The following is a 24,424-nucleotide window of genomic DNA, read 5'->3' as shown; positions in this document are numbered from 1 at the left end:
ACAGGTGATGGATGCCCAGCGCATCATTTGGACGCTTCAAGGGTGATGATCCGCTGCTCCAATCCTTGGTACTTCTCTTCCAATTGCAGGATGTACAGCGCCTGCTGCTCGATGACCTCCAGCATGCGGCGCTGCAAGTCGCCAACCTCCACGCCTCCCTTGGCCTCCACTTCGACAGCCGACGGTATGCCCGGCAAATGCCGGTGCCGCTTCAAGAACGCCCTGAGATCCTTTATCGGCATCAAGTGGTAGTACTCCCCGAACACATGGTCCGGCCATTCACCCAGTTTCACCAGCACATCGCGCGTGGCGATACCATCCTCCACAAAGAGCCGGTAGCCATCCACCGCGCCAGCCGGTGGGTTGGTGCCGATCCCCACGCGCCCCTCGCTGGTGATGACCATGCGTTGCTGGTTGTTGGTGCGCAAGGGCAGTGGAGCATTGTTCACCGTGCCGATGAAGTAGATGCCATTCGGGTTGTCGATGACATTCCCGCAGGTGTACCAAGGGGCCACCGTCGTGTCCCCGGCCGGCCAGCACCAAGGCTTGGTGAGGAAAGCGCGCAGCTCGCCGTCATCGTCCAGACCGAGGATCCCGGACGGCAGGCCCAGCTTGATACCCCCTCCTGCAAGCAGGCGGACGAGCTCCGTTCCGTTGCTCTTCAGCACAAAGTCCGTGGGATCCGACGTGCCCAGGTAATCCACCTCCGGGTCCGTGCCCGCATTGCCACCCTTGTCCCAGTTGTTGTCGGCGGGTTCCGAAAGGAACAGCGCCCCGGGTTGGTTCTGGCAGCCATTGTGGTCTGTGACCACCAATTGGTAGTTGCCTGCACCGATGGCCGTGCGGTGCTGCGTGGTGATGGCATCCTGCCACAGGTAGGTGTAGGGTGGCACGCCATACTGCACGCTGGTCTGGATGCTGCCTTTGTAGCACTGGTGGCAGCTGACGTTGTAGCCGTTGGGCCAGGTGTAGGGCGTCAAGCCCACAATGAGGGCCATGGGCTGCGAGAGGGTGATCTCCGCATAGCGCGATGTGCTGTCCGCATCCGACACCGTTACGCGGTAGTAACCCGCTGCCAGGCCGCTGATGGCGGCTGTGGTGTCCTGGTTGGACCACAAATAGGTGTAGGGTGCTGTTCCCCCGGTGACGATGGCCTCTATGCTACCATTTGTGCCCCCGAAGCAACTGACGCCATAGCCGTTGTAGTTGCTGCGGACGAGCGTGATGTTGAGCGGTTGGGCGAAGGCGCTTTCAGCAAAAAGACCTGCGGCCGCGCAGGCGATAAGCAGGAAAGGGATCTTGCGGGGGGGGGGGGATAAAAGCGCATGATCGATGGAATAGGGTGGAACGAACGTAGCATGCCAACATCAGATTTCCAAGCGATGCAATGACGAAATGCTTCATTTCTATACAAGTCTGGCGGAAGAAGATATGCTCCAAGAGCAACACCGAAGCGTCACCTGGCCGGTGTGATACCTGTGAGCCCATTGCGCGGTTCGGGTCTGGAACCATTCTTGGCTAGGGATCCATCACTTGCATGTTGGCGCTTCGAGCCAGCCCAGAGGGGATCATTCGCCCAGGGATCGCCGGGGTGCTTCTCCTTCACCCGATGCGGCCGCTCCGCAGATCCAGCCCCCAGTTGAGCTTGGTGCGCAGGGTGTGGAGGAAATCCTGGCCATCGAGTTGCACCAGCTTCACGGTGAAGGGTGCACGCCGGATGGTGACGGTGCTCTGTCCGTCGATCGTCACCGAGCGGGCATCGAGGTTCAGCAGGCAGCGGTCCTGCCGGGCTTCCAGGCGCAGGCGGATGGTGTAGTGGTCGGGCACCACGAAGGGGCGCACGTTGAGGTTGTGCGGGGAGATGGGGTTGATGACCAGGGCCTCGCCGGTGGGGTAGAGGATGGGGCCGCCGCAACTGAGCGAGTAGGCGGTGCTGCCGGTGGGCGTGGCGATGATGAGGCCGTCCGCCCAATAGGTGTTGAGGTAGTCCTCACCCAGATGCACGTGCACGGCGATCATGCTGGCGCTGTCGCGCTTGTGGATGCTCACCTCGTTGAGGGCGAAATTCCGGGCGCCCAGCAGTTCGTCGTGGCCGGTCACTTCCAGCAGGCTGCGGTCCTGCAGGGCGTAGCGTCCCTGCCGCAGGGCCTTCAGCGCCTCGTCCACTTCCTCGATGCGCACGCTGGAGAGGAAGCCCAGCCGGCCCAGATTGATGCCCAGCACGGGTATGCCGCTGCGGCCGGCGAGGGTCACGGTGTCCAGCAGGGTGCCGTCGCCCCCCAGGCCAATGAACAGGTCGATGTCCTGTTGGGCGGGATCGCCCTCGGGCAGCACGGGCCAGGCATGGCTGCCGCCGCTGTCCTGCAGCCACGCGGCGAAGGCGGGCGTGATCAGGGGTTCCAGCCCGTGGGCGGCCATACGGGACAACACCTCAAGCACCAGCGGCGCGCTGTCCGCGTCCATGGTCCGTCCGTTCACCGCCGTGCGCATGTGGTTCAGAATGGTTGACTGAAATGTAGGAAGAAGCCGTGCTCGCCCAAGGCGTTCAGGGTGTATTCGCCGCGGATCACCTGGTCGTAACTGCTCACCAGATCGAGGCCCACACCGTAACCGGAGAGCCAGCGTTCCGCGAGGAAGTTCTGCTGCGCGTAGCGGCTGTCCCACACGCGGCCGGCATCCACGAAGGCATTGGCGTAGAGGGCGAAGTGCAGCGTGCGGAAGGCCTCCATGGGCATGCGCTCCACCCGGTAGTCGCGCGGGGCCACCAGTTGGTACACGAAGTTGGCGCGGCCCAGGGCGAAGTGCTCGCCGTCGATGACGTAGTACTCGTAGCCACGCACGTAATGCCGATAGCCGAGGCCCTCCTGCACGTAATAGGGCGGCGTGCCCCAGGTGGCCTTGCCGCGCAGGGCCAGCGCCAGGGTCACCCGGTCGCCGGTGCGCCACCAATGTTTCCAAGCGAGGTAGGTGGTGGTGATGTCCGGCGCGTTCCGATCGGCGATGCCGAGCCCCAGCCGGGCCACGCTCAGTTCCGCATAGTGGCCGGCACGCGGGAAGATGCGAATGTCACGCCGGTCCCACACCAGGCTGTAGCCCAGGCTCAGGAATTCGGTGGTGGTGGCGTCGCCCTTGAAGTAGTCCAGGGCGGTGGCCGTCACCGTGTCGGTCACTTCGGCCTGTGTCCAGCCGATGCGCCAGTAGTGCCGCACATCGTGCGCGCGCCGCAGCGTGAGTTCGGCGTCCACCTTGCGTTCGGTGCGGTTGGGTCCTTCCGGGTTGGCCAGCAGGATGCGCACATTGTCCACCGTGCCGGCGGTGACCTCCGCCTGTTGGAAGTGGCTGCCGCCGATGCTGAGGCCCCAGCGTTGCCGGCGATCCACGTAAGGCACCTTGTAGCGCAGGGCGAACTGGCGCGTGTAGCCGAACTGCGCCTTCACGTAGACCGTCTCGTTCTGGCCGCGGAAGTTGTAGCGGTAGAGGTAGAGGCCGTAGTTCACGCGGTCCAGGTCGCGTGTGAGCCACCAGGTGTTGAAGTTGGGGTCGGCCAGCTCGAAGATCAGGGCAGGCCAGAGGTACCAGCGCTCGTTCACCCGCACTTCCACCACTACCGTTCGTGGGTCCAGGTAGACCGGCAGCAGGACCACGGTGTTGAAGAGGCCGGTGTTCATCAGGTTCTGCCGGCCACGTTCGAGCTTTTCGTAGAAGCGCGCACCGGTGAGGGTGTCGCCGGGGGCGAAAAGCAGTTCGCGCAGGATGATGCGTTCGCGGGTGACCTTGTTGCCGACGATGACGATCTCCACGATGCGCAGCACGGTGGTGTCCGCGGCGGCGGGCATGGCGTGACCGGAAGCATGCAGGGCGCCGGGCGACAGGAAGAGCAGCAAGAAGGGGAACAAGCTTGCCGGTCGCATGGCAGGCCGGGGCGTCACAGGTTGATGTAGCGCATCAGCCCCTCGTAGCGGTCGCGCAGGTCCTCGTGCAGTTTGGAGCCCTGGTAGGTGCTCTTCACGAAGATGTCGTGGCGCTCGAATCCGCGCAGCACCGGGCTGATCTCTTCACGGTTGATCTTCAGGGTCACCTCCAGGCGCGTGCTGTCCGGCATGCTGCGGCTGAAGGCGCTGAGGATCTTCGCGTCGTTCTCCTCCACGATGCGCGCCAGCTGGTGCAGGCTGTAGTCCACCTGGTTCATCTCCAGCACCACCACGCTGCCCGGCTCCTGGATGTTGGTCACCTCGGCCAGGCGGCGCAGGGCCTCGTGTTCATTGATGCAACCGGCATAGCGCCCCAGTTCGTCCAGCACCGGCACCACGGTGAGGCCGCGCTCGCTGAAGAGCTTCATCACCTCGTAGATGTGCTGGCCGCCTTTCACGAAGGGCACCTCCACCTGCTCCATCACACTGGTCACGGCGGCGTGCGGGTCGTTGTGGTCCACCAGCGAGGCGTCGCTCACCAGGCCCACCAACAGGCGGTCCTTCACCACGGGCAGGTGGGCCACCTTGAATTCCTCCATCCAGTCGAGCGCGCGGCCGATGTCGTCCTGCGGCTTCAGGGGTGGTATGTCGGGCGTGATGAGGTCGATGGCGTGCATGTGCTGGGCGCGTGCGCTGTGGGGCCTGCCTACTTTTGGCCACCGCCGCGCGGCGGACCAAGGTAGAGATCGCAAGGGTGACGCGGCTGAGCGTGAATATCAACAAGCTGGCCACGCTGCGCAACGCGCGGGGCGGCAACAACCCCGATGTGGTGCGCATGGCGCTGGACATCGAGCGCTTCGGAGCGCAGGGGATCACCGTGCATCCGAGGCCCGATGAGCGGCACATCCGCCGCGCCGATGTGCTGGCCCTGGCCCCGCTGCTCACCACCGAGTTCAACATCGAGGGCTACCCCTCGGAGGAGTTCATCGCCCTCGTACTTCAGGTGCGGCCCGCGCAAGTGACCCTCGTGCCCGACCCCCCCGGGGTGCTCACCAGCAACGCGGGTTGGGACGCCAGGGCGCACAAGGCGGCGCTGCGTGAGGTGATCGCGCGTTTCCGGGCGGCCGGGATCCGCAGCTCGATCTTCATGGAGACCGATACCGAACAGATCGGCCATGCCGCCGACACGAGCACCGACCGCATCGAACTCTACACCGAGCCCTATGCGCGGGGTTTCCACGCCGATCGCGAAGCGGCCGTTGCGCCTTTCGTGCTTGCCGCGGAACGGGCCGCCGGACTGGGCCTGGGGCTCAACGCCGGACATGACCTGGACCTGCACAACCTGGGCTTCTTCCAGCGGAACGTGCCCGGCCTGCTGGAAGTATCCATCGGCCATGCCCTGATCTGCGACGCGCTCACCTACGGCCTGGAGAATTCCGTGGCCCTTTACCTGCGCGAATTGCGATGACCGTCGATCTCTTCCACCGCCGCCTGGGCCCTGCGGATGCGCCCGCCGTGGTGATCCTGCATGGCCTGCTGGGCAGCGGTGACAATTGGGGCAGCATTGCGCGTGAACTCTCGGAACCCACGGATGGATCGCCACCGCTGCACGTGGTGGTGGCCGACCTGCGCGACCACGGCCGATCGCCGCACACCACGGAGACCAACTACCCGCTGATGGCGGCCGACATGCATGCGCTGGTGGACAGGCTGGGCCTGCGCGACATCGTGCTGGTGGGGCACAGCATGGGTGGCAAGGCGGCCATGGCCTTCGCGCAGCGCTGGCCGGAACTGCTGAAGCACTTGATCGTGGTGGACATCAGCCCGCGTGAGCATGCCAACAACCACGACCACATCATCCACGCGCTCGCCACGGCGGATCTGGCTCCCGGCCGCACGCGGCGCGAGGTGGAGGAACATGTGGCACGCCACGTGAAGGAGCCGGGCGTGGTGCAATTCCTGCTGAAGAACCTCTACTGGGCAAGCGAGGGCCAATTGGCCTGGCGCCCCAATGTGGCCGGGTTGGAGAAGAACCTACCGGGCATCCTGGCATCCATCGGCCCGGAGACCGTGACGGTGCCCACAACCTTCATCCGTGGCGGGCAGAGCGGCTACATCCTGCGCGAGGACCTGCCCGCGATCCGGGAGCAGTTCCCCGCATCCCGGGTGGAGACGGTTTCCTTCGCCGGCCATTGGGTGCATGCGCAAGCCCCCGATGAGGTGATCGCCCATATCCGGCAAGCCGCTTCCGCATGATGCGTGCTTTGCTCCATAGCGCGATGATCTTCTGCTGGGGCGCGGCGCTCCATGCCCAGCAGGACACGGTTTGGGTGGAGTACTACGGCGGCTTCGAGTTGAGCGATGGTGTCTATGCCGACTTCGAGGCCTTTCGCTTCAACAAGCCCACCGTGCCGATCGCCTTGCTGCGCGATGATCAGGGCCTGCCCGTAAAGGACATCCGCCGTTCGGTGAGCAAACTCTACTGGCAGCCCGGGGGCGGCGAGCGCCAGGTGATCCGCAAGGACCGGCTGTGGGGCTTCTGCCAGAACAACGCGGTGTACATCGCGGCGGGCAACGGCTTCTACCGCATCGGGCTCATGGGCATGCTCAGCCACATGACCTACGAGATGAGCTACCGGGACTGGGATCCCTACATGTATCCCTACGGCGGGGTCACGCGCACGGTGCTGGTGCAGCAGATCATCGATATGCGCAGCGGCGAGTTCCTGCCCTTCAACGCCTCGGGCATGGACGCCGCATTGCGCCACGACCCCGTGTTGCAGGAGGAGTTCCGCGCCTTGTCCAAGAAGCAGCGGAACAGCACCGAGGCGCTCTTCCGCTTCCTGCGGCTGTACAACCAGCGCAACCCGCTGTTCTTCCCGAAGCTGGCCGATCAGCGGTAGCGCACGAAACGGCGCTGCGCACGGAGATCGTTGGCGATCAGGTCCAGCACGTAGCTGCCCGGTGCCAGGGATGACACGTCCAGTGCCGCCGGCAATTGCGCCAGACGTTCGGCATGGACCACACGCCCGGCCATGTCCGTGATGCGCACCTCCGCCGTGGGTGTGATGTGCGCCCCCAGCCCGATGAACAGCAGGTTGTCCGTGGGGTTGGGCCAAAGCAGCAGTCCGTTCGCGATCATATGCTCTTCGTCGATGGCCACGGCGGTGATCCAGCGCGCATGCCACTCCTGGTAGAACTGGTCGGCCACCTCGGCGCTGTGGATGATCAGCGTGTTCTCGTCGTTGTGGTTCTCGGCGTTGAAGCTCCAGTTGTGCGAGCCGGTGATCACCTGCGGATCGCTACCGGGCATGTGGCGGTCCACGATGGCGTACTTGTGGTGCAGGAAATTCGGTGCGCCATCGGGCCGCACGTCCACCCCGCCGGCCAGCAATGCCTCATAGAGCCACATCACCATATCGTCCTCCTCGATGATGCCGCGCACCGTCACGGATGGTTGCGCCTGTCGCTCCAGCAGCACGTTGGAAAGCGTGCTGGTGGTGAAGGCGAAGAGCGCGAACTCGATCCGCTGGTCCGAGGTGGCGAGCGACTGTGCGATCCGCGCCGTGGTTCCATCACTGGGTGAGAACCAACTCTGCACCAGGGTGCCGCCCACATTGAACAGGTGCGGTGTGTCGTCGTTCTTGGCCGAGCCGAACCTGCTGTTGGCGGCGTTGGGCATGGCGCCGTTCGAGCCCCACATCTCGTTGAACTCCCTGCGGTAGCACCGCGCCAGAGCCATGTCGCGCACGATCACCAGGTTGTTGGCGTCGCTGGTGAAACTCTGATTGGTGAAGTTGGCCGATCCGGTGAGCACATGCGCGGTGGGACCACCATCGGCATCGGCCACGATGAATTTGTTGTGCATGCCGCTGCCCTGGCTGTTCTGCCGGTACAGCACCGGTATCGCGGGATGCAGGCTGGAGAGCGCGGTGTTGCCCGTGGAGCCCTCAGCGATCCAGCGGATCTGCACGCCGCGCTGTCGGGCCTCGTTCACGGCACTGACGATGGCATTGCTGTTGGTGTTGTACACGGCGATGTCCAGCGTGCTCTCCGCGCGATCGATGTAGGCGATGATGGTGTCCAGCATGGCGCTGCCGATGTGGATGGCCGGGCTGCCCTGCGACACGCTGTTGTCCACCGGCCGGTTGAAGTAGACCTTGATGTCGCCCGCGAAGGCCGAGGCCGTGGAGTAGATGCCCGGTGGCGCGAAGGCGGTGTCCGTGCCCAGTACGGAAAAGGCCTGCGCGTAGTAGAAGGTCGCGGGCGTCAGGCCGCCGAGCTGCACGCTGTGCGCGGTGTGCGTGCCCGTGGCCGAGGCCACCGACCCGTAGCTGGGTGTGAGGCCGAAGCGCACACGCGAGCTTCCCGCCACATTGGTGTTCCACTCCAATTTGAAGCCCGAGGAGGTGATGTCCTTCTGCGTCACATCGCTCGTCACCGTGATGGTGCCTGAGGCAGGGAAGTCGCTCGCGTCACGCGGCAGCAACTGGTAGCCGCCCACGGGCGGGTTCCCCGTGGCGAATTGCGAGCAGATGCCCACCAGGTCCACGATGCCGGCGGGGACCGGCGTGCCCACGAGCGGGTGCCCACTGCGCAGGAAGATCACACCCTGCTGGCCGTTGCTGGTGAAGCCGCGTGTGCCGCTGCTGAAGTTGCCGCCGCCGCTGAACTGACAGGCGTTGATCCGCAGGAGTTCGCTCTCGTTGCTCTCGCCCATCCCATTGGGCGTCACCACCTGCGCGGTGGGCAGGGCATTGCCCGTGCTGTGCACGGTGAAGCTCTGCACCGGATCGATCTCCAGCAGGCCGTTGAAGAGTTTCAGCGGGCCGGTCACTGTCATGTCCGCGCCGCGCGGCGGGTTGAAACCCCCGATGGATCCCGCGCCCGGAAAGACCGCGATGCCGGCCGTGGGGTCCTGCACGTAGCGGATGGATCCCAGTTCCGCGCCGTTGAGCACGATGCCGCGCACGGTCACCACCGATCCGACGGGCAGGTCGCGCGCCTGGGCGATCGGGATCTGCGCCAGCACATGGCCCAGCGAAGCGAGGAAGGGTAGGAGAAGGATGGATCGCATCATGTACCGGAGGCCACAAAGAAAGGCGCTTCGGCATGGTCATGAGGCCCACGTGGCATGCCATTGGAGGAAGCGCACGCCGGATCGACCTCACCTTCACACCAGCTTCACATCCAACATGCGCCGGGCCGCCCGCGCTGGTCTAATTTGGCCGCCCGCTCCGGACACCCCATGCGACACCTTGCGCTGACCCCTCTTCTCCTCACGCTGCTCTGGCATGGACCGATCGCCGCGCAGAACACCAAACAGGAATACGCGCCCCTGCTGGTGGGCTTCTACAACGTGGAGAACCTCTTCGACACGCTGGACACTCCAGGTCTGAACGATGAGGAGTACACGCCGGGTGCGCCCAAGCAGTGGAACACCCAGCGCTACCACCGCAAGTTGGACCGGCTGGCGCAGGTGATCGGCGACATGGGCAAGGACCTTGATCCGCGCGGGCTGGCCATCGTGGGTCTGTGCGAGGTGGAGAACAAGCAGGTGGTGGAGGATCTCGCCGCCACGCCCCCCATCAAGGACCGCGGCTACCAGGTGGTGCATGTGCCCGGCCCCGATCGCCGTGGTGTGGACGTGGCGCTGATGTACAACCCGAAGCTCTTCAAGCCCTTTTACCACAAGAGCTACACGCTCACGCTGCCGGACAACCCCGATTTCCGTACCCGCGACCAGTTGCTGGTGAGCGGCGTGCTCGATGGTGACACCACGCACGTGATCGTGGCGCACTGGCCCTCGCGACGCGGCGGCGAGAAGCGCTCCGCTCCACTGCGCAAGGCGGCCGCTGAACTGGGTCGCAGCATCATCGATTCCCTGCTCGCCGTAACGCCCAATGCGCGCATCATGTACATGGGCGACCTGAACGACGATCCCGTGAACCCCAGCGTGCTGCGTTTCCTGCGGAGCACGGGCGAGAAGGCCAAGGCGCAGGACGGACTGCTCTTCAATCCCATGTGGGCATCCTATCAGAAAGGTATAGGCTCATTGGCCTGGCGCGATGCCTGGAACTTGTTCGACCAGATCATCATCTCCCCGGCGCTCGTCACCGGCGAGGGAGGCCGCTATCGCTACTACGGTGTGCGCATCTTCAACGAACCCTACCTGCGGCAGAAGGACGGCAACTTCGCTGGCTACCCTTGGCGCACCTACGTGGGCGACACCTACCAGGACGGGTTCAGCGACCACTTCCCGGTGTTCCTCATCCTGGTGAAGGACGCCGGCAACTGATCCCGCTCCGTCCCAGAAGCAGAAAGGCCCGCTGCGGACGTCCGCAGCGGGCCTTCGCCTTGTTCGCTTCGTCCCATCAGCGGGCCACCGCCACGCGGGTGCTCCACAGGCCCGTGGTGCTGCGCAAGGTCAGCAGGTAGCTGCCGGAGGCCAGGCCGCTCACATCCACCACGCTGCGCTCCTGGACCAGCACCGCCTCATGCACGATGCGGCCCATGGCGTCGGTCAGGGTCATTTCGATGCGGCCGTCGATCGCGGGCAATTCCAGCCACAGCGATCCGCTGGACGGGTTCGGGTAGATGCGCGCGTCGGCGAAAAGCATTTCGCCCACGCTGGTGACGACACTGACGTCACCGGCATCGCGCGGCAGGATCTTGAACTCGTTGAAGGCGTACTGCACCGGGCCGGTCACGTTGTAAATCGTACCCTGTGTCGCCGTGTACGAGTAGATCACGTCGTCCACCAGGCATCCGCCGCTGCCGTCATCCACGATGAACTGGCCGAAGCCGGCGTTCGCGTTGGTGCAGGTGGCGTTGGACACCTTCACCAGCACGGCCTCATAGGTCTCCGTGTTCACCTGGGTCGTGCCCACATCGGTCACCACCAGGGCGTTGCCGCTGCTGCTCACCACGAAGTTGTTCAACTGCGTGAGCTGGGTCATGCCGAAGTATTCCTCCACACTGGCGGTGAAGGTGACCGCATCGCCGATGGCTGGCGTGTTGATGGTGCTGAAGGCGAAGATGCCGCTCCAGGGTCCGCCGCCGTTCTGCAGGAAGAAGCCGTTGCTGAGCACGGCGGTGACCACGCCACCGGTGGCCACGGTCACGCCCACATGCGGCGATGCGCCGCCCGGGTCGGTGGTCTCTTGGATCTGCTGGATGGTGAGCGTGGGAGGCGGTTCCACGGTCTGTGCGGTGATGGTCACATCGTCCACCACGAGGTGCTCGGGCGCCACGGTGTTCTGCAGGCTAAGGATGAACTGCGCGTCGGTGGCGTCCATGGCGGCGGTGATGTTCAGGCTCACTTCCTGCCAGGTGTTGCCCGTGATGGTGACGAAGGCCTGCGGCACATAGGGCGCGTAACCCGATCCGGTGGGACGCCCGTCGTACAGGCCGATGCGGATCTGCCCTTCACCACGCACCCAGAACTTCACCTCATAGGTCTCGCCGTTCACCACGGTAAGGTCCTGTGTGGTGAAACGCTGGTGGCCGGTGGACGCCTTGATCAGGCGCACGGCGAAGTCGCCGCTGTGCACATTGGTGCTCACCTGCTCCACGCCGCTTTGGGGCAGGTTGCTGCGGACCCCGTACCAATCATCGGGCAGGTTGCCGGTCCAGTCCTCGAAGCCGCTCTGGAAGATGACCTGCCCGCTCATCGGCAGGGCGAGCAATGCGGCACAGGCGATCAGGGTAATGTGTCTCATGGGGATCGGTTTTGGTCGCCACGAAGGCGTGTTGGTCATTGTGAGATGCTGATGTCATCGAGGTCCAGCGTGGTGGTGACGCCGCCGGGGTGCTGCCCGTTGTAGAGGAAGGCCACGTGCAGTTCGCCGCTCGCGCCTTGGGGCAGGAAGGAGGTGAGTTCCACCAGACCGCTGTTCACGAAGGTATAGTTGGGGGTGGCCTGTGTGGAGGCCGCGTAGCCCGTCACCGTATACCAGGTGGCGGCGGCGATGTCACAGCCGTCGAAGTCGTTGCTCACCTTCACGGTGAGGGGATGTGGCCAGGAGGCCTCGTTCCAGAAGGCCGTGGCCGAGCGGAAGCTCAGCCCCACCTGCCCACCGCCCATGGCCACCGGCGGTGTGATGAGCCAGGCCTCGTTGGTCTGGTTCGATCCGAAGGAAGTGGCACGTACGTACCGATCGCTCTGGAAAACGCGTCCACGCCACAGGCGCGATCCCACATGGGCGATGTTCAGCCAATCCGGGTTGGCGTAGTCCACATTGTCCGCGGGCACGTCGGCGAAGGTCTGTGTGAAGCCCTGCACGGGTTGCACATCGTAGTCGCAGGGGCCTGGGCCGCCACCATCGCAGCGGGTGCCCGTCAATTGCACCTCGTTGATGTCACGGATGAACAACTGCATGTCGGTGTTGAACTGGCCCACCACGGCCACGAAGCCGCCATTGCCGGTGGGCAGCTGCTGCGCGGCGAAATTGGCGTAGCCGGAGGTGCGCACGATGATGGTGTTGCCGTCGCAGTCGGTGAGCGTGCGGTTCTGCGTCTGTTGGTCCACCGCGTTGGCGTAGGTCAGGCCCAGCTGGCTGGTGGCGAACTCCACGTTCTCCAGCCGGATGAGCATGCCCTGCATGGCGGGTGTCACCTGCGGAATCGTCAGGAGCGTGGGCGCCTTGTACACCTGCGTGGCCTGCTTCACCACGTTGTTGTCCACGTCCACCGAATCCAGTTGGAGCATGCCGCTGAAGGTGCTGAGCACGGTGCCGGGCAGGTAGATGCGGATGGAATCGCCCTGGTACAGGCCGCCGGGGTTCTGCAGGCGCAGTTGGATGGCGCCCGTGTGGTCCTGCACGAAGATGTTGCGGTAGAGGTTGCCATTCTGCTCATCGGCTGTCACCACCGCATACACCGAGCTGTCACCACCGAAGCGCACGGGCGTGCCCTGGAAGAGGCCGCGCAGTTCGGCCACGGTGAGGACCTGGCCCACGGGCAATTGCCGGATGGGCGGTTCATCGAACTCCTTCTTGCAGCCCGTCGTCAGCAGGACGGTGAGGGCGAGGAGCGAAAGTGCCTGTGTTGGAAAGCGTGTGCTCATGGGGTCAGAAGCTGAAGGTCAGCATGGCGAAATAGTTGCGCCCGAAGAGGTAGCTGAACCGGGGGGGGAAGCGGTCGATGTCGGTACGGTCGTAGCGGAGCTGCTCGAATCCGCCGATGCGGAAATCCTGGTTGTCCAACAGATTGCTCACCGTGGCGTTCACCGCGATCCGGTACTTCCGCTTGTACATCCAGCTCTTGCCCAGGAACACGTCCACCGTGTAGTTGGCGTCGAGCTTGGTCTGCTCCAGCAGGGCGTCCACCTGGGGGTCGCTCTCGAAGAAGTTGCCGATGGCGGCGCTGGTGCGGCGGTCGGGGTTGGGGTCCAGGTAGAGGTCGTCGAAGTAGTTGGCGCTGAAACCGGCGAACCAGAACTTGGGCGAGTTGTAGCGCAGACCCAGGCTGGCAGCGGTCTGCGGCATGCCGCCCACACGGAAATTGCGCCAGTACACGGTGCGGTCCTGGGCGAAGATCTCCGGGCTGTTGTCGCGGGTGATGGTGGCCGTGGGCCGGGAGTCATAGAGGTATTGCCCGCCAGCATAGACGGCCGTCAGGGTCCAGGTGCTGCTGAGGTTGGCCTCAATGCCCACTTCGGCGCCGGTATGCAACTGGTCCACGCCGGTCATGCTGTAATTCACCAGCGTGCGGAACTGGTCGTGGTAGAAGCTGCGCGACCAGATCTGGTCCATGATGCGCGTGTAGTAGAGGGTGGCACGTCCCTTCAGGCGCGGGAAGCGCAGGATGTAGTTGATGTCGCCCGTGTAGATGCTTTCGTTCGTAAGGCCCGGTACCACGGCGCCGCGTGTGCGGGGCGAGATGAAGGCGGTGCGCGCCACGGGCGGGTTGGTCATGTACGCCGCGTTGGCGCTGAGGAACTGGCGGCCACTGAGCTTGAAGATGGCGCCGGTCTTCAGACCGTAGTGGAAGAAGGCCTGGCGGTCCGACTCGCCGAAGCTCTCCTCGGGAAAGCGGCCGTTGCGCAGGCGGCTGTCGCGCCAGAAGGTGGTATGGCCGATCTCCGCGCCGGCATAGAACTCCAGGCGGCCCCAGACCCGCTCGAACTGGGTGAAGGCGTTGTAGTAGCGCGTGTGGATGTCGTAGTCGTAACCGAATTTGTCGCCCTGGCGCACCACGCGGTTGGGGCGGTCCAGGTCGTTCTGGGAGATCAGCGTGTCGTTGAAGTCGCGTGTGGCGAACTGGTCCACGTCCAGCCAATAGTCGCCGCTCAACAGGTCGTCGATGGTCTTGAAGTAGTGTGTTCGCTGGTGATGGATGCTGCCGCCCAGGGTGAGGGTCCGGCCTTCGCCCAAGGTCTTGGTGCGTACCGTGTTGATGCCGATGCGCGACGGGTCGGCCCTTTGCTCCTCCACGATGTACTTGCTGCGGGCGCCGGTCACCGAGTTGCCTGCGATGCCATCGGCGTTCTGCACCGTGAAGAGGTTCTTGGCGTTGGCGAAGTGCAGCTGGTCCCAGTCGATCTGCCGGGTGTTCACATCGTTGCGCCAGGCGTCGGCCAGTTCGTCGCCCAGGCCCGGGTTGGTGATCTGGTAGAAGCTGGGCAGGTATCGGTAATAGTCCGGCCGGGGATCGCGCGCATCGAACCACTGCAGCCCGGTGCGGCCGTCACGCCCGAAGGTGTAGAACAGGGTGGTGTTCCAGGTGGTGTTCTCGTTGGGCGTGTAGTAGTGCGCGGCCATGAGCATGGGCCGGTGGGTGAAGCTCATGCGGGCGTTGCGCACCTCGCCGTTCTGGAGGCCCCAGTTGGGGTTGTAGTAATTGGTGCCCGCCAGGTCGTAGGCCTCCTGCACGGCCAACCCCTGCCGCCCTTGTTGAATGGGCGCGCCGAAGCCGGAAAAGACCAGGCTGTGCCGATCAGTGATCTTCTTCTCGGCACTGAGCAGGTAGGCATAGGCGTCGAAAGAGGTGCCCGGCACGTAGCCCTCTTCGGCCCATCGGCGTGAACCCGCCACACTGAAGGCCCATCCCTTGGCATTCATGCCGGTGGAATACGTGAACATCAGGCGGTTGCGGTAGGCGCGATTGGCGCTGGCGTAGCTCACCCGCAGCCCGGGCCGCAGTTCACTGGCCCGCACATGGATGTCGGTGTACCCACCGAGACCACCGAAATTCAACCGGGAGGGGGCGATGCCGGTACGCACCTGCATCCAGCGGGTCACGTCGTTCAAGCCGCCCCATTGCGACCAGCCCGCCCAGCCGGTCTCCATGTCGTTCACCAGAATGCCGTTGATGCTCACCAGCATGTGCCGGGAGTCGTAGCCGCGGATACGGAATCGGGCCGAACCGAAATTGAAGCCGGCCGTGGCGGTGAACACATCGCGGGAGCCCTGCAACACCCCCGAAATGTCCTGCGAGCCCAGTTCGGCGTCCAGGTCATCGGCGGTGATGGTGAACACCGGCAGTTGGGGCTGCGTGCCCAAGGCGGTGGTGTCCGGTGGCGGGGCTACCAGCGAGGTGTCGTTCTGGGCGGTGGCCCATGGCACCAGGGCCAGAAGGACCACGGCCACGGCCGACGACCTCCGACGTGATGCCCCGGCATGTCGGGTGCGGCTTGGGCAGGCGGAAGGCAAGGGGGAACGGGGGGTAGGATGGAAGGGCGTCAAAAGTAAGGTCGGGCTTTGGTCACGGGATGTTCCCCCAACCTTAATTCCATCTCCGGGGTAAAAGCCCCGCCCGGGCGGGATCCCACGAACGGCGGTGGGATATCCGGCCGGGCCGAAGGTCAGGTGTAGACAACGTTCAGCTAAGTTTGAGGGTCATTCCCGCCGCTGGGTGGTCCCTCGTCCGCCCAAGGGCATTCGCATGTACCGCAAAGACGGCATCCGATCACGTACCTGGTGGCTCTGCTTCACCCTGCTGGCGGCCTTGTGCTCGTCCCCGGCGGCACGTGCCGACCACTACAGCGGGGGCAGCATCACCTACGAGTGCCTGGGTGGCAATTTCTACCGCATCAGCCTGCACACCTACGTGAACTGCGATGGTGCCGCGGTGATCCCGCAGACCATCAACTTCTCCAACAACTGTGGGGTGAACTTCACGCTGACCAACCAGGTGAACGTCTTCAACGAGGAGGTCTCCCCGGTCTGTGACGCACAACTGCCCAACACCACCTGCAATGGTGGAACCTTGCCGGGCTTCCGCTATTACCGTTACGAAGTGGAGTTGTTCCTCTCGCCATGCAACGCTTGGAACATCTCCTGGAGCCTGTGCTGCCGCAACGCTTCCAACAACCTCACCTTCGTCACGGGCATGTACGTCAATGCCACGCTGAACAACACCGGCGGGCTGTGCGACACCTCTCCGCAGCTGACCCAGGACGATGGCATCCCTTACTTCTGCGTGGGGCAGCCCGCCTCCTATAACCTGGGTGCCAGCGATCCGAATGGGCACACCATGGTCTTCTCCCTGGTGGATGCGCTCTATGCCGCGCCGAACCCCACCGTGGTGTGGTACAATCCAGGCTTCACCGGCGCCGAACCCATCCCGGGCATCACCATCGATCCCGCCACGGGGCAGATCGAGTTCACACCCACCGTGATCGGCTATTACGTGGTGGTGGTGCAGGTGAACACGTACACGGCCAACGGCACACTCATCGGCTACATCAAGCGTGACATGATGTTCGCCGTGGTGCCTTGCCCCGGCCTGGTACCCGTACCGCAGGGCCTGTCGAACAACACGGGCGGTGTGATCCTGGCGCCGAACCAATTCGAGGTCTGCGATGGTCAGGCCTTTTGTGTGGACTACACTTTCATCGATCCCGACGCCGGCGGTGTGTTGCAAGTGGTGTCCAACGCGGTCGCGCAGTTGCCCGGGGCCACCTTCACGGTGAACGGATCGAACCCGGCCGTGGCCACGATCTGCTGGCTGCCTGATGCGACGATCCTGCCGGTGAACGTCTTTCTGGAGGGCACCGACAACGACTGCCCGATCGCGAACCAGGCTTCCACGGCCGTGCTCATCACCGCGGCACAGGTGCCACCCGTGCCACCGAACCCGGGCCTTGGTGCCGTGGTGCCCAGTTGCACCGGTACGGCGGTGATCGACCTCTTCGCGCAACTGGGCGGCACGCCCGACGCAGGAGGCAACTGGACAGGCCCGGATGGCCAGCCCCATGCGCCCCTCTTCGACCCGGATTCGGATCTCCCCGGCGACTACATCTATGCCGTGGGCAATGCGTGCGTCACGAACACCGCGACCATCTCCGTGGTGCTCAATACCCTCCCCGACCCCGGGGTTGATGGGGCCGTGACCGTATGCGATGATGCGGCGCCAATCGATCTTCTTGGGCAACTGGGAGGTACGCCGGAAGCCGGTGGCCAGTGGTCCGGCCCCATGGGTTTGATGGGTGGCACTTTCGACCCGTCAACCGATCCCGCTGGCCTTTACACCTATTTGGTCACCGGCGCCACGCCTTGCCCGGATGCCTCCTCGGCGTTGGTCATCGCCCTGGTGGCCGCGCCCGATGCGGGTCAACCGGCGAGCCTCACACTATGCGGTGACGCCGCGCCCGTGGACCTCTTCGCGCTCCTCGGTGGAGCCGATGCTGGTGGCGCTTGGACCGGACCTTCCGGTGCCGCCTCCGGCATCTTCGACCCAACTGCGCATTTGCCCGGCGTGTACACCTACACCGTGAACGGAACTGCGCCATGTGCCAATGCCAGCGCTACCGTTACCATCACGGTGAACCAGCCTGTGGATGCGGGCCTCAATGCGAGTATCACCCTCTGCGATGATGGCGCCGCCGTGGACCTCTTCGCACAACTCGGCGGATCGCCGGACGTGGGTGGAGCATGGGTGGGACCGTCGGGCGCGAGCAACGGCGTGTTCGATCCCGCCTTGGCGACACCGGGCATCTACACTTACACGGTGAGCGGCACGGCGCCCTGCGCGAGCGCCAGCGCTGCGGTGACGGTGAGCGTGAACACCGCTGTGGATGCTGGATCAGATGGCGCGATCACCCTCTGCGATGATGGCGCCGCCGTGGACCTCTTCGCACAACTCGGCGGATCGCCGGACGTGGGTGGAGCATGGGTGGGACCGTCGGGCGCGAGCAACGGCGTGTTCGATCCCGCCTTGGCGACACCGGGCATCTACACTTACACGGTGAGCGGCACGGCGCCCTGCGCGAGCGCCAGCGCTGCGGTGACGGTGAGCGTGAACACCGCTGTGGATGCTGGATCAGATGGCGCGATCACCCTCTGCGATGATGGCGCCGCCGTGGACCTCTTCGCACAACTCGGCGGATCGCCGGACGTGGGTGGAGCATGGGTGGGACCGTCGGGCGCGAGCAACGGCGTGTTCGATCCCGCCTTGGCGACACCGGGCATCTACACTTACACGGTGAGCGGCACGGCGCCCTGCGCGAGCGCCAGCGCTGCGGTGACGGTGAGCGTGAACACCGCTGTGGATGCTGGATCAGATGGCGCGATCACCCTCTGCGATGATGGCGCCGCCGTGGACCTCTTCGCACAACTCGGCGGATCGCCGGACGTGGGTGGAGCATGGGTGGGACCGTCGGGCGCGAGCAACGGCGTGTTCGATCCCGCCTTGGCGACACCGGGCATCTACACTTACACGGTGAGCGGCACGGCGCCCTGCGCGAGCGCCAGCGCTGCGGTGACGGTGAGCGTGAACACCGCTGTGGATGCTGGATCAGATGGCGCGATCACCCTCTGCGATGATGGCGCCGCCGTGGACCTCTTCGCACAACTCGGCGGATCGCCGGACGCGGGTGGAGCATGGGTGGGACCGTCGGGCGCGAGCAACGGCGTGTTCGATCCCGCCTTGGCGACACCGGGCATCTACACCTATACCGTGAGCGGCACGGCGCCCTGCGCGAACGCCAGCGCTGCGGTGACGGTGAGCGTGAACACCGCTGTGGATGCTGGATCAGATGGCGCGATCACCCTCTGCGATGATGGCGCCGCCGTGGACCTCTTCGCACAACTCGGCGGATCGCCGGACGCGGGTGGAGCATGGGTGGGACCGTCGGGCGCGAGCAACGGCGTGTTCGATCCCGCCTTGGCGACACCGGGCATCTACACCTATACCGTGAGCGGCACGGCGCCCTGCGCGAACGCCAGCGCTGCGGTGACGGTGAGCGTGAACACCGCTGTGGATGCTGGATCAGATGGCGCGATCACCCTCTGCGATGATGGCGCCGCCGTGGACCTCTTCGCACAACTCGGCGGATCGCCGGACGCGGGTGGAGCATGGGTGGGACCGTCGGGCGCGAGCAACGGCGTGTTCGATCCCGCCTTGGCGACACCGGGCATCTACACCTATACCGTGAGCGGCACGGCGCCCTGCGCGAACGCCAGCGCTGCGGTGACGGTGAGCGTGAACACCGCTGTGGATGCTGGATCAGATGGCGCGATCACCCTCTGCGATGATGGCGCCGCCGTGGACCTCTTCGCACAACTCGGCGGATCGCCGGACGCGGGTGGAGCATGGGTGGGACCGTCGGGCGCGAGCAACGGCGTATTCGATCCCACAAATGCGACACCAGGCACCTACACCTACACCATGAGTGGAACCGCACCCTGTGCGGATGCGAGCGCCGTTGTCACCGTGATCGTGAACGGAGCAGCGGACGCGGGCAGTGATGGCGCGATCACCCTGTGTGAAAGCGATATCGCGGTCGAGCTTTTCAACTCGCTCGGTGGATCGCCGGACGCTGGTGGAAGCTGGACGGGGCCGGCCGGGCCGGTATCGTCGCTTTTCGACCCGGCTGCGGAGATGCCCGGCTTGTATGTATACACGGTCGTGGGAAATTCCCCCTGCTTGGACGCGAGCGCGGCCGTCACCGTGGAGGTGAATACAGCGGCGGACGCCGGATCCGATGTCACGTTGTCGATCTGTTCCAGCGACCCTGTGGTCGATCTGTTCGGTGTGCTGGGAGGAACACCCATGGCTGGCGGATCATGGTCGGGGCCTTCGGGTCCCTTCGCGGGTGTGTTCGATCCTGCGGTCGACCCTCCGGGTGATTACACCTACTCGGTGGATGCGTTGCCGCCCTGTCCGGCTTCCAGCGCAAGCGCCACGGTCACCATTTCCTTCATAGTGGATGCCGGTCAAAGCACCAATGTGACGCTGTGCGAACTCGGTGCGGCTGTGGATCTCTTCACGCAACTGGGCGGTGCACCGGATGCTGGCGGCAGCTGGAACGGTCCCAACGGCGCGATGGGCGGCGTGTTCGATCCCGCTGCCGATCCCGCTGGCGACTACGTGTACACGGTGAGCGGTGTGGCACCCTGCGCTGATGCGAGCGCCACGCTGACGATAGCGCTGAGCACGGCGGCCGACGCGGGCCTCGATGGCAGCGGCACGCTCTGCGGCAACGATGCTGCGGTGGACCTCTTCACGCTGCTGGGCGGCACGCCCGATGCGAACGGCAGCTGGAGCGGCCCGGGCGGTGCGATGAATGGCAGCTTCGATCCGGCGACCTCCTTGCCGGGCACATACACCTACACGGTGGCTGCGCCGGCGCCCTGCCCCGGCGCGAGCGCCACGGTGACCATGTCCGTGCAAACGCCACCTGTGGCCGGCAACGCCGCGAGCGCCACGCTGTGCGAGCTCGGCGCTGCGGTGGATCTCTTCACGCAACTGGGCGGTACGCCGGATGCGGGCGGCAGCTGGAACGGTCCCAACGGCGCGATGGGCGGCGTGTTCGATCCCGCTGCCGATCCCGCTGGCGACTACGTGTACACGGTGAGCGGTGTGGCACCCTGCGCTGATGCGAGCGCCACACTGACGATAGCGCTGAGCACGGCGGCCGACGCGGGCCTCGATGGCAGCGGCACGCTCTGCGGCAACGATGCTGCGGTGGACCTCTTCATGCTGCTGGGCGGCACGCCCGATGCGAACGGCAGCTGGAGCGGCCCGGGCGGTGCGATGAACGGCAGCTTCGATCCGGCGACCTCCTTGCCGGGCACATACACCTACACGGTGGCTGCGCCGGCGCCCTGCCCCGGCGCGAGCGCCACGGTGACCATGTCCGTGCAAACGCCACCTGTGGCCGGCAACGCCGCGAGCGCCACGCTGTGCGAGCTCGGCGCTGCGGTGGATCTCTTCACGCAACTGGGCGGTACGCCGGATGCGGGCGGCAGCTGGAACGGTCCTGACGGCGCGATGGGCGGCGTGTTCGATCCCGCTGCCGATCCCGCTGGCGACTACGTGTACACGGTGAGCGGTGTGGCACCCTGCGCTGATGCGAGCGCCACACTGACGATAGCGCTGAGCACGGCGGCCGACGCGGGCCTCGATGGCAGCGGCACGCTCTGCGGCAACGATGCTGCGGTGGACCTCTTCACGCTGCTGGGCGGCACGCCCGATGCGAACGGCAGCTGGAGCGGCCCGGGCGGTGCGATGAATGGCAGCTTCGATCCGGCGACTTCCTTACCGGGCTCATACACCTACACGGTGGCTGCGCCGGCGCCCTGCCCCGGCGCGAGCGCCACGGTGACCATGGCCGTGGAGGCTCCACCTGTTGCCGGCAACGCCGCGAGCGCCACGCTGTGCGAACTTGGCGCGGCAGTGGATCTCTTCCCGCAACTGGGCGGAGCACCCGATGCGGGCGGCAGCTGGAGCGGCCCCAACGGTGCGATGGGCGGCGTGTTCGATCCCGCTGCCGATCCCGCTGGCGACTACGTGTACACGGTGAACGGTGTGGCACCCTGCGCTGATGCGAGCGCCACACTGACGATAGCGCTGAGCACGGCGGCCGACGCGGGCCTCGATGGCAGCGGCACGCTCTGCGGCAACGATGCTGCGGTGGACCTCTTCATGCTGCTGGGCGGCACGCCCGATGCGAACGGCAGCTGGAGCGGCCCGGGCGGTGCGATGAACGGCAGCTTCGATCCGGCGACCTCCTTGCCGGGCACATACACCTACACGGTGGCTGCGCCGGCGCCCTGCCCCGGCGCGAGCGCCACGGTGACCATGTCCGTGCAAACGCCACCTGTGGCCGGCAACGCCGCGAGCGCCACGCTGTGCGAGCTCGGCGCTGCGGTGGATCTCTTCACGCAACTGGGCGGTACGCCGGATGCGGGCGGCAGCTGGAACGGTCCTGACGGCGCGATGGGCGGCGTGTTCGATCCCGCTGCCGATCCCGCTGGCGACTACGTGTACACGGTGAGCGGTGTGGCACCCTGCGCTGATGCGAGCGCCACACTGACGATAGCGCTGAGCACGGCGGCCGACGCGGGCCTCGATGGCAGCGGCACGCTCTGCGGCAACGATGCTGCGGTGGACCTCTTCACGCTGCTGGGCGGCACGCCCGATGCGAACGGCAGCTGGAGCGGCCCGGGCGGTGCGATGAATGGCAGCTTCGATCCGGCGACTTCCTTACCGGGCTCATACACCTACACGGTGGCTGCGCCGGCGCCCTGCCCCGGCGCGAGCGCCACGGTGACCATGGCCGTGGAGACACCACCAACAGCGGGTTTGTCCGCATCGGTCCACCTCTGCGAGACCTCGGCTTCCTTCGCACCGTTCAATGCGTTGGGCGGAGCACCACAACCCGGGGGATCATGGATCGCTCCTGATGGTTCGCCTTTCCTGGGCGACTTCATTCCGGGCTCCAGCGCACCTGGCACATACACCTACATCGTGGCTGGCATCGTGTGCGCATCCGCGCAGGCGGAATTGCTCATTGACGTGGATGATGCGCCGGATGCCGGTGGAGACACGGTGGTCACGTTCTGCAGCAGTGATGGCGTGATCACGCTGTTCGGTCTGCTTGGCGGAACACCGGATGCGAACGGTTCCTGGACGGACCCCAATGGCAACAACGCGACGCCATCGTTCACGCCAGGCAGCAGCCCGGCAGGTATCTACACCTACACGGTGAGTGGAGGAGGTGTTTGTCCGGATGCCCAGGCCACGGTGCTGGTGGGCGTGGCACAGGCACCTTTGGCCGGGACCGACGGCGCGCTGCAGGTCTGCTCGGACGCATCGACGATCTCGCTGTTCGAAGGCCTCGGCGGCACACTCGATGCTGGCGGCACATGGACCGGTCCGGATGGGCTGCCGCACAATACCGTCTTCGATCCCCTGCTTGATCCACCGGGCGTGTACACCTACACGGTGAGCACTTCGCCAGCATGCCCACCGGCCAGTGCCGTTGTGCAGGTGTCCGTGGTACCCGCGCCCTATGCCGGTGAGGATGCCGCGATCCTACTGTGTACCACCGATGCCGTGGTGGACCTCGGATCCCTCTTGGGTGGCAATGCGCAGCAGGGTGGTGTGTGGGCCGGTCCGGGCGGGGTCGCGGCGAGCGGCGTGTTCGATCCGGGAAGTGGAGCGCAAGGCCTGTACACCTACACGGTGCAGTCCGAACCCGGCTGCGGCTCCGATCAGGCGACCATCACCGTCCAGGTGACGCAAGCCGCGAACGCCGGAACCGGCACCACCGCGCAACTCTGCACCAACGACGGCCCATTGGACCTCTTCGCGCAGCTCGGCGGCGGACCTGATGCGGGCGGTGCCTGGACCGGCCCGGCCGGACAACCCTTCTCGGGCATCTTCGACCCGGCCATCAACGCCCAGGGCAACTATGTATACACCGTGCAAGCGCCCGCTCCATGTCCGGCCGTCACGGCGGTGGTGACCGTGGCAGTGATCCAAGCGCCCGTGGCCGAGGTGATGATGAGCGGCGATGGCACCTGTGTCCCGGCCACCGTGACCTTCACCCAGGGGTACAACGGACCGGGCACCTGTACCTGGTGGCTGGGCAATGGCCAGGTGGTGCAGGATTGTGGCCCCATCACCGTGGTCTATGACACCCCTGGCAGTTACGACATCACCCTGTCCATCACCGCCGACAATGGATGCGGAGCGGATGCGATCACCATTCCCGGCCTGGTGCAAGTGGCCGACCAGCCCGTGGCCTCCTTCAGCATGCTGCCCGAGGTCCTCAGCACAAGCGCCTCGGAGGCTTGGTTCCAGAACCAAAGCACCGGAGCAAGCTGGTACCAATGGAGTTTCGGGGCCTTGGGCGGCTCGAACCTCCCCGAGCCCAGCTTCACCTTCCCCGATCACCTGGGCGGCGACTACACCGTTTGCCTGGTGGCCTTCGCTTCGGCCGCCTGTGCGGACACCTTGTGCAAGGTGATCTCCGTGGAGGACGGTCTGGGCGTGTTCGTGCCCAATGCCTTCACCCCCGACAGTGATGGCTTCAACGACCTATTCGGTGCGGTGGTGCCTGGTGCCGATCCCGCGCACTTCCACTTCGAGATCTTCGACCGCTGGGGTCGTCTCATGTACGAGACACGCGATCCACAGGGCCGTTGGGATGGCCGCTGGAGTGACGGTACCGAAACACCGATCGGCACCTATGTGTGGCGACTCGCCGCGCGTGATCTCTTCACGGGACGAAGCGTGACGCGCACCGGACATGTGACCCTGCTGCGCTGAGAGGCCCGGTT

Annotated in this window: 13 protein-coding genes; 5 read left to right on the top strand and 8 right to left on the bottom strand. The window is 65.4% G+C overall.

Annotated elements, in window-relative coordinates; all coding sequences use genetic code 11:
- Positions 1-23: 23 nt before the first annotated feature.
- From KIT10_09395 to KIT10_09380, 4 genes are all read right to left on the bottom strand, one after another.
- Positions 24-1,334, bottom strand: a complete 1,311-nt coding sequence (locus KIT10_09395) for a SprB repeat-containing protein (GenBank protein ID MCW5899469.1) — start codon at positions 1,332-1,334, stop codon at positions 24-26.
- A gap of 268 nt (positions 1,335-1,602) precedes the next feature.
- Positions 1,603-2,490, bottom strand: coding sequence for an NAD kinase (locus KIT10_09390; GenBank protein ID MCW5899468.1), 888 nt, complete (start codon positions 2,488-2,490; stop codon positions 1,603-1,605).
- Positions 2,491-2,495: 5 nt separating this feature from the next.
- On the bottom strand, positions 2,496-3,896 hold the full coding sequence (locus tag KIT10_09385) for a BamA/TamA family outer membrane protein (GenBank protein MCW5899467.1): 1,401 nt from the start codon (positions 3,894-3,896) through the stop codon (positions 2,496-2,498).
- Positions 3,897-3,925: 29 nt separating this feature from the next.
- Positions 3,926-4,588, bottom strand: coding sequence for a CBS domain-containing protein (locus KIT10_09380; GenBank protein MCW5899466.1), 663 nt, complete (start codon positions 4,586-4,588; stop codon positions 3,926-3,928).
- A gap of 77 nt (positions 4,589-4,665) precedes the next feature.
- On the opposite strand from KIT10_09380, the gene KIT10_09375 reads away from it, so the two are divergent.
- The 3 genes from KIT10_09375 to KIT10_09365 are packed head-to-tail and all read left to right on the top strand — an operon-like array spanning position 4,666 to position 6,814.
- On the top strand, positions 4,666-5,379 hold the full coding sequence (locus tag KIT10_09375) for a pyridoxine 5'-phosphate synthase (GenBank protein ID MCW5899465.1): 714 nt from the start codon (positions 4,666-4,668) through the stop codon (positions 5,377-5,379).
- Positions 5,376-6,167, top strand: coding sequence for an alpha/beta fold hydrolase (locus KIT10_09370; GenBank protein ID MCW5899464.1), 792 nt, complete (start codon positions 5,376-5,378; stop codon positions 6,165-6,167). The genes KIT10_09375 and KIT10_09370 overlap by 4 nt, the downstream gene beginning before the upstream one ends.
- Before the next feature lie 23 nt (positions 6,168-6,190).
- Complete coding sequence (locus KIT10_09365; GenBank protein MCW5899463.1) at positions 6,191-6,814, top strand: hypothetical protein; 624 nt, start codon at positions 6,191-6,193, stop codon at positions 6,812-6,814.
- On the opposite strand, the gene KIT10_09360 is transcribed toward KIT10_09365, so the two are convergent.
- Complete coding sequence (locus KIT10_09360; GenBank protein ID MCW5899462.1) at positions 6,805-8,991, bottom strand: T9SS type A sorting domain-containing protein; 2,187 nt, start codon at positions 8,989-8,991, stop codon at positions 6,805-6,807. The genes KIT10_09365 and KIT10_09360 overlap by 10 nt on opposite strands.
- A 168-nt stretch (positions 8,992-9,159) precedes the next feature.
- Between KIT10_09360 and KIT10_09355 the strand changes: the two genes are divergently transcribed.
- Positions 9,160-10,209 carry an endonuclease/exonuclease/phosphatase family protein gene (locus KIT10_09355; GenBank protein MCW5899461.1) on the top strand — a complete coding sequence of 350 codons (1,050 nt, stop codon included), beginning with the start codon at positions 9,160-9,162 and terminating at the stop codon, positions 10,207-10,209.
- 76 nt (positions 10,210-10,285) lie between these two features.
- Here the strand turns inward: KIT10_09355 and KIT10_09350 are convergent, their stop codons facing one another.
- From KIT10_09350 to KIT10_09340, 3 genes are read right to left on the bottom strand one after another with little or no spacing between them, the layout of a single operon-like run.
- Entirely contained in the window at positions 10,286-11,632 is a 1,347-nt protein-coding gene (locus KIT10_09350) for a carbohydrate binding domain-containing protein (GenBank protein ID MCW5899460.1), read from the bottom strand.
- Positions 11,633-11,667: 35 nt separating this feature from the next.
- Positions 11,668-12,978, bottom strand: a complete 1,311-nt coding sequence (locus KIT10_09345) for a choice-of-anchor J domain-containing protein (protein ID MCW5899459.1) — start codon at positions 12,976-12,978, stop codon at positions 11,668-11,670.
- A 4-nt stretch (positions 12,979-12,982) separates the two neighbouring features.
- Positions 12,983-15,502 carry a TonB-dependent receptor plug domain-containing protein gene (locus KIT10_09340; GenBank protein MCW5899458.1) on the bottom strand — a complete coding sequence of 840 codons (2,520 nt, stop codon included), beginning with the start codon at positions 15,500-15,502 and terminating at the stop codon, positions 12,983-12,985.
- A 295-nt stretch (positions 15,503-15,797) separates the two neighbouring features.
- On the opposite strand from KIT10_09340, the gene KIT10_09335 reads away from it, so the two are divergent.
- On the top strand, positions 15,798-24,413 hold the full coding sequence (locus tag KIT10_09335) for a gliding motility-associated C-terminal domain-containing protein (protein MCW5899457.1): 8,616 nt from the start codon (positions 15,798-15,800) through the stop codon (positions 24,411-24,413).
- Positions 24,414-24,424 lie beyond the last annotated feature (11 nt).

Source organism: Flavobacteriales bacterium, from assembly GCA_026129465.1.
In the GTDB taxonomy this organism is placed as follows: domain Bacteria; phylum Bacteroidota; class Bacteroidia; order Flavobacteriales_F; family PHOS-HE28; genus PHOS-HE28.
The sequence above is the reverse complement of the archived record's forward strand: the minus strand, read 5'-3'. Positions and strand labels throughout refer to the sequence as shown.